6 protein-coding genes are annotated in these 5,954 nt (G+C 26.7%); all 6 read right to left on the bottom strand.

What is annotated here, in order from left to right; all coding sequences use genetic code 11:
* Positions 1–247: 247 nt before the first annotated feature.
* The 6 genes from MBFIL_RS01990 to MBFIL_RS02015 all read right to left on the bottom strand — a co-directional run bounded on the left by MBFIL_RS01990 (position 248) and on the right by MBFIL_RS02015 (position 5,541).
* Positions 248–970, bottom strand: a complete 723-nt coding sequence (locus MBFIL_RS01990; protein WP_066970995.1) for an MJ0144 family RNA dihydrouridine synthase-like protein — start codon at positions 968–970, stop codon at positions 248–250.
* 181 nt (positions 971–1,151) lie between these two features.
* Entirely contained in the window at positions 1,152–1,931 is a 780-nt protein-coding gene (locus MBFIL_RS01995) for a GTP cyclohydrolase III (RefSeq protein WP_066970997.1), read from the bottom strand.
* Between the two features lie 552 nt (positions 1,932–2,483).
* Positions 2,484–3,380 carry a 2-phospho-L-lactate transferase gene (gene cofD / locus MBFIL_RS02000; protein WP_066971000.1) on the bottom strand — a complete coding sequence of 299 codons (897 nt, stop codon included), beginning with the start codon at positions 3,378–3,380 and terminating at the stop codon, positions 2,484–2,486.
* Positions 3,381–3,488: 108 nt separating this feature from the next.
* Positions 3,489–4,271: a coenzyme F420-0:L-glutamate ligase gene (locus tag MBFIL_RS02005; protein WP_066971002.1), complete on the bottom strand. Its 783-nt coding sequence runs from the start codon at positions 4,269–4,271 to the stop codon at positions 3,489–3,491.
* A 116-nt stretch (positions 4,272–4,387) separates the two neighbouring features.
* Complete coding sequence (locus tag MBFIL_RS02010; protein ID WP_066971003.1) at positions 4,388–5,017, bottom strand: IMP cyclohydrolase; 630 nt, start codon at positions 5,015–5,017, stop codon at positions 4,388–4,390.
* A gap of 134 nt (positions 5,018–5,151) precedes the next feature.
* Entirely contained in the window at positions 5,152–5,541 is a 390-nt protein-coding gene (locus tag MBFIL_RS02015) for a biopolymer transporter ExbD (RefSeq protein WP_066971005.1), read from the bottom strand.
* Positions 5,542–5,954 lie beyond the last annotated feature (413 nt).

A 5,954-nucleotide genomic window follows, 5' to 3' on the forward strand; every position in this document is an offset into this window, starting at 1 on the left:
AAAACACATTTAAAAAGTTTAAAACTAAAACACAAAAAATAGACCAAAAAACTAAAACAAAAACTAAAAAACATCTAAAACCATATCCAACAATCATAAACCTTTATTTTAATTATGGATAAACTCCTTAATATTATTAATAAAAATAATTTTAGTGATAATAAATTTAATACTAAAAATAAAATTAATAATATAAAATTAGTGATTTGGATTACTAAAATAAGTTAGAAAAGATATAATGGTTAATTTAATAAATAGTTTTTATAGCTTTTAAATCAAAATTTATATTTTTATGCATCGCTACTCTTCCTATTGATATTCCAGATGCTCCAGCATTAATCATTTTATTTGCAGATTCTATGTTTATTATAGAATTGTTTCCTATAATGTAAATACCAGTTTCAATAGCTATTTTTTTAATTAAATCCAAGTCTGCATAAGGGAATCCTGGTTTCATACTATCAATGTGGAGATAATCATATCTAAGTTCATCAATTAATTTAGAGATAGCTATTGTGTCTACATTTTCAACATTTGCCCTTATTTTCACGGAAATCTTCTTTTTAACTTTTTTCCTGATTTCTTTTAAGTAGTTTTCTAAAAATTCAATGTTTTTAAGGAGTGCTTGACCACATGAAATATCTAACATCTCTTTTTGTCTGCAATGGCAGTTTATTTCAATTACATCAAGATTTTTGATTTTACTAATTTCAATTATTGGATCTGGAGTAGTTGATCTTAAATTAGCTGAAACTAATACATCATATTTACTTTTAATGACTTCCACTTCTTCTTGGATATGATTTATGAGTTCTTCCTCTTTAATATCAAATTCTTTTCTACCTCTTTGAAGTATTTTTTTTCCAGCTTCAATGGTTTCTTTATCAGTATTATATCCTCCAAGGGTTACCATATCAAAACCAAATGGTATTATTCGATTAATGAACTCTGAATCACATACTCCTGCCATTGGTGCTAACACTTTAATAGAATAACTCTCCTGAATCATTACATTTATATTTAGTGTTGATTTCGAAAAAATAAAAAATTTTTTCAAAATCCGTTCTAATTTATAAAAACTGATTTAACTTCATATGATAGGATTTTGCAAAATTTTCTATTTTGCGAAATCAGTGTATTAAAAGTAGAATCTAAGTTTGGTCTTTAGGTACTTTATCATCTTCTAAGAGGCAGATTATCTCTTCATTTCCACCATTTCTTATTTCTTCAAGTCCTAAATCTGCTAAATATGCGGCGTCTTCTGCGTTGTTACTTCTTCCAATACCTGCTTTATGAGCTATGTTTATTTCTTCTTTAAGTTCTTCAATTATATTTAATAACTCTTCACTATCTAATCCATTACATGGGGACATGAAGTTATCTCCACCAATAAAAAATAGTAAGGCTCCTTTTTCAATTAATTTAGTCATTAAATAGTGTTGTGCTTTGTTTACAAGGAAATTGGTATCGAATGCTGGGACAATATCTGTCATTGATTCAGTAACTCCATTTATGTCAATATGGGCTATTTGGACATAACTTTCTTCTTCTTTTACTAAACTATCAATAGCCAGTATTTCTTTCCTTTCCTTTGATTGAGCTCCACCTTTTATTTGAAGTGCTTCAGTAGCTAATTTTTGAGCTTCGTAAGGAGTTTCAGCAGCTCCAACACCTATACTAATAGTGATGGGGTATCTATTTCTTATGGACCTTTGTATTCGCATATGATCTTCTTTATTAAGTCCATTGGTAACTGCAAGCATGTTATCGAAACGTGTGTAGAATACCAGACCTTTTTTAGCTGCAATTTGCCTTTGGACATCTGCATACAACTCAGCTTGTAATATCTGAAGGTCTGATTCAGTACGAGGTGCAGGTGTAACGGTCCATGGTCCATAGTTATCAATTTGTATTAAACTCATCTGTATCATATTATCTACCTGTTTCCATAGACCAATTTCACTCTATGAAAATATATAATGAATGTTTTTAAGAATATTTGAAAATATGGAACAAACTTTTAGAAACGAGAAAATCAAAGATTTCTCTAAATTTCTTTTGGAAATAAAAGTTTAAGAAACGAAAAAAGATAAAATAAAAAAGATAAAAAATCTTTTCTCTAACTTTTTAAGATATATGATTTTTAAAGAAATCAAAAATTTTCTAACTTAATAAATTAAGTTTGTTCAAAAGTTATTTTCATAAAATAAACATTTTAACATAAGAATACTTTTATTAAATTGAAAAATATCAATTATAGTTATTTTAAATTATAGTTATTTTATCTTTATATATTCATATAAAATTAACTGTAGTCTATTATTAAGTTTGTAATATAAGTATTATACATATTCTGATAATATATTATACTGTTTAGGATTTATATTTAATATTCTAGATATTAATTGATTATTTACAAAATTACTTCTGTCTATATCTGGTAATATTTTATTTAATTAGTAATAATTTTTATCTAAGTAGTATTACTCCAAACAAATCTTAGCTATTTGCTTTTTATTATCTAAATTATTCATAGTAGTTTTTGTTAGAACCACATGTTTTATTAGTTTTTCTATTTGATTTTTCATATTCTCATCACTATTATCAATGATTAATTTATCTAAAAAACTACTATAAATTGATGCTACACCATATGATGAGACTTCATATCCTAAAGCCTTCATAAACTGACCTGCAGGTCCAGAAACAGCTGAAGTACCAATGATTGGAGATACTGCAACAACATAGCTATTTTTCAAAGCTTTTTCAACACCTTTCATTGATATTATAGGTAATATTGATGTAATGGGGTTAGAAGGACCTATAATTACTTTCTCACAATTTTCAATTGCTTCAATAAGTCCAGGGGATGGTTCGACTTCATTGAATTTAATATCTAATACATTTGCATTACACTGTTTAGTTATTAAAAAATCATGGAACTCTAATTCACCAATATCAGTTATTAATTTAACATCACTTGATTCATTACTCATTGGAATGATTTTTGATTTAATATTCAAACTTTCCTTTTGAATACTCACAGCTTCGTAAAGCGAATGGTTCTTCATTAAAAGAGTTTTTTGAATCTTTGTAGCTCTATCTATATCTCCAATTCTAAGTAATTCATTACAACCAAGTTTATTTAACTGTTCATGTGTTATAAATGTGTCATTTTTAATTCCATACCATGTTTCATCATTTATCATGTCTGATAATGTATATAAAACAGTATCAATGTCTGCAGCCACATAAATATCTGAAAAATAGCTATTTTCTAATGTATTGACTATTATATTCAGTTTAGAAACATCATATATCTCTTTAATCCCTTGAATTAATTTTGGAGTTCCAGTTCCTCCAGATAATATTGTAATCATTTCAAACCCTTCATTAATAATGGCTCCATAAAATATTCGATTCTGCAATCCATTTTTTTATTTTTATTATTCTTATTATTTTTATTATTATTTTTATTAATTTTCTTGTTATTCATAGCTATTTTTAATATTACGAAATATATCGCGTTCCTTTGACCTAAGTAATGTTTTTATATGGGCATTATCATTTTCAATATCTTTAAAATAGCTGATTCCTCTTATTATAACAACAGGTATTCCTTCATTAGCTTGACCCATTAGGAGGGATGCTGCAGAGGCTAATTCGTCTCCAATAGCTATTTCTGTAGTTTGGAGTTCTCGTCCATAGAGGTCTTTTTCACCTTTCCTTTGCCATAAGGGATTTATTCCAGCACAACCAATACTTACACCGACTGCTCCATTTCTAAAAGCTCTTCCTTGTGTGTCAGTTATTATAATAGCTATTTTTTTACCAGTAATTTCTTCTAACTCTTCTTTTATTGTTCTTGCAGATTCATCAGGGTTTTCTGGAATAGGTGTTGCAAAACCTTCCTTAACATTTGATTCATCTATTCCAGCATTGGCACATACAAATCCTTCTTTAGTTTCACTAATTATAAAGTCTGGTCCAACTGCAATAATTTCATTAGATTCTTGGATAATAACTTCAACAATTTTAGGATCTTTTTTAGTTTTTTTAGATATTTTTATAGCTTCATCACTTGGAATAACCTTATTTAAATCAACAATATTCTCTTCACATTTAGCTATTAATGTTTCAGCAATAAGTATTATGTCCTGATCTTTAACTTCAATTTTTTGACTTTTAATAGCTTCAATAATTATTTTAGCTATACTTTCTTTCCCATCTATTATAGGAATTTTGTTTAGTCCAATTAATTCAATTGTCATTATATCAAATTAAATAATTTTTTAGTAAAATAATTTAAAAAATAGTAATATAAAATAGATTTTACAAAATCTCCGATTTTGCGAAATCAGTGTTAATATGTCAGTTAAGTACTTAATTATAAGTTCAATGCACTCATAGCCCATTTATTTTCAAATACTGCTCCTACAGAAGCCACAGGATTTGTGAATTTTTCAAATGGTCCTTCATTTAATATTAATTTAGCTGCTTCTTTTGAGGTTTTTGCACAGAATTCTACATTTTCAGGATTTTGGCATTGATAAGTTGAGATAAATGCAGCTTCTCCAGGGTTTACTTTTTCAACTAGTATTTTTTCATGAGTTACTATTCCAATATAAGCTTCATATTCATCTTCTGATGATTTTGACCTAACAACTCCAGCTATTCGTGGAGTGTTGTAATCATCTTTCTCATAATCCATAGCAAGAAGTGATAATGTTAAAGCATCTTTAATATTCATTCCAACAGCTATTTTATCAGCTATTACGTCTGTATGTGATCCATTTGTTATTACTGCAATATCATCATTTATAATTTTCAAACAATTGTATGCAATGTATGGATTTTCAAATATATCTTTCTCATAACCTTCTTTTGGTATTATTGAGCTTTTATTTTCAAATGTTTTAGCCATTCTATTTGGAAATGATCTACTTGAAACTCTATACGCTACAAAAGGCTTTTTTTCACTGTTCATACCAACAGATAGTATTCTACCTAAATACATTATTTATTTCTCCTTATTTTAAAAATTTATTTAAATATTCTAACTAAAATAGTTATTTTATAATTAATTGTATTATAATTATAGCTATTAAATTTTATTAATAATTTTATTAAAATAATTATTTTTAAGATATGTTAAGCGTTAGGTGATCTCACTGCTTGTTCAACACTCATATCTGGAGGTGTGGTTATGATTATCGACTTTTCCTTAGGTTTTATGCTTATTTCGCCTTGATCAATGACTTTTGTATGAATTCCAATGGAATGACCTTTAATTAACGAAGATACATCTTGTCCATTAACAATAACTTTTTCTAATCCTTCCACAGGTAATAAATAGTATTCAGAATTTCCAGTTGTGTCTGTTAGTTCTGGTTTTCCAGTAGGTGTATCTGTTGCATTGAAACTACTGCTTAATACTAAAAATAGCAAGATGGTAAAGAGAATATCTATAAAAGGAACAAAATTAAATGATGGTTGATCTTTATTAATTTTATTTCTATGTTTTGCAATATCAAGTGTCATTTTATCACTTTTTCAGTTAGTTATTATTAATCTAATCCTATTATTGATAGATTAATAAAAACATTTATTGTAATTAAATTGATTATTTTTTAAATTGATTCTTTTTTTTTAAAATATCTTTTGATCTAACTTAATTAATTAAGTTAGAAAAATCTTTGATTTTATTAAATTTTTATTTTGAGGGAAATTTAGAGAAATCTTTGATTTCTCGTTAAAAGTTGTTTTATTAAGAAATGTATTAAATATTATTAAATATTATTAAATATTTGATTATTTTATTTATTGTGGCTATGTCAAAAACTTCATGGTTGAGATAATTTTTCCTCTTTCTTGCTCCCATTTTATTCTTTGAAGATCTAAATAGGTTGTTATTCCTTGTTCTGTCTTGTATATTTTTTTCAGGTGTCTTGGTA

The organism is Methanobrevibacter filiformis (assembly GCF_001639265.1).
In the GTDB taxonomy this organism is placed as follows: domain Archaea; phylum Methanobacteriota; class Methanobacteria; order Methanobacteriales; family Methanobacteriaceae; genus Methanacia; species Methanacia filiformis.